The sequence below is a fragment of the Candidatus Chlorobium masyuteum genome (assembly GCF_011601315.1).
Classification (GTDB): Bacteria; Bacteroidota; Chlorobiia; order Chlorobiales; family Chlorobiaceae; genus Chlorobium; species Chlorobium masyuteum.
In genome coordinates this window covers 168,871-169,876 of the sequence record NZ_JAAORA010000005.1, presented here as the reverse complement: position 1 = coordinate 169,876, position 1,006 = coordinate 168,871, and the positions used below count along the sequence as shown (strand labels likewise).

The 1,006-nt window shown below is 46.8% G+C and carries 2 tRNA genes; both read right to left on the bottom strand.

The features are described 5' to 3' along the window. Positions 1–573 precede the first annotated feature (573 nt). Positions 574–663: transfer RNA gene (locus tag G9409_RS09805), tRNA-Ser, on the bottom strand. Positions 664–674: 11 nt separating this feature from the next. Further along, positions 675–757: transfer RNA gene (locus tag G9409_RS09800), tRNA-Ser, on the bottom strand. Positions 758–1,006 lie beyond the last annotated feature (249 nt).

Sequence of the window (1,006 nt, the reverse complement as noted above, 5' to 3'; positions counted from 1 at the left end):
AGTAGTGCAGAACAAGGTACTCAGGCATCGTAACCGTTACGGTGGTTGTTCCCGACTGGGTTACTGCTGCTTCGGCTGATTTTGGCATTGCGCTCATAGCGAGAAGTGCTGCACCCAAAGCTATAGTCCTGATTGTTTTAAGGTGTTTCATGGTGTTGCTCCTTTTGGTATGGTCGTTTGTTTTAATTTCTCTGCATGTAATGCATCAACTACCGTGCCAAAAAGATTTCATACCGGCAACAACCGCCGGACCCAAGTGACAAAAAAGACGATATCTCTTTTTTTTAATTAGCATTTACCTGTTTTATTAACCCGCTCTCCTTCAAGAGCACTGAACACGACCCGGCCGGAATGATTCCGTCTCATTTATATTATAACGTATCGTTTTATGAGACATACGGAGAGACGATAGTGAGACTGTTTGCGAGACAGAAGAGCAGGTTGACACGTTAACCTGCAAACAAAAAAAGCTCCCGGTTTTCCGGAAGCTCTCTTTTTATGCGGAGAGGATGGGTGGGAGGGGTTCGAATCCCTCCCTGAAATGCAAAAACCCCGCTGGTGCAGGGTTTGTTGCGGAGAGGGAGGGATTCGAACCCTCGATAGCTCTATAAGAACTATGTCGGTTTAGCAAACCGGTGCCTTCAGCCACTCGGCCACCTCTCCAGATTGTACGGCGGAGGATGAGGGACTCGAACCCCCATGGGCGTGAACCCGGCAGTTTTCAAGACTGCTGCCTTACCAATTAGGCTAATCCTCCTCGATGTTGTAAAGAACAGGGTCAAAGATAGTGAATACTCCTGAAAATGCCAGAAAAAAATGCGTTAACAGGATTTAATGCCTTTTCAGGCGTTTTCCTTCGCTTATAGGTCTCATGCGTCCTATAAGAGCTGTAGGTCCTATAAAAAAGTGTTTCACAAATAACACAACCACACGTAATCTGTTCCGGTGGTTCTTTTTCGCTGGCGGAGAGGGAGGGATTGATTCGAAGCTTTGCTTCTCACCCCGC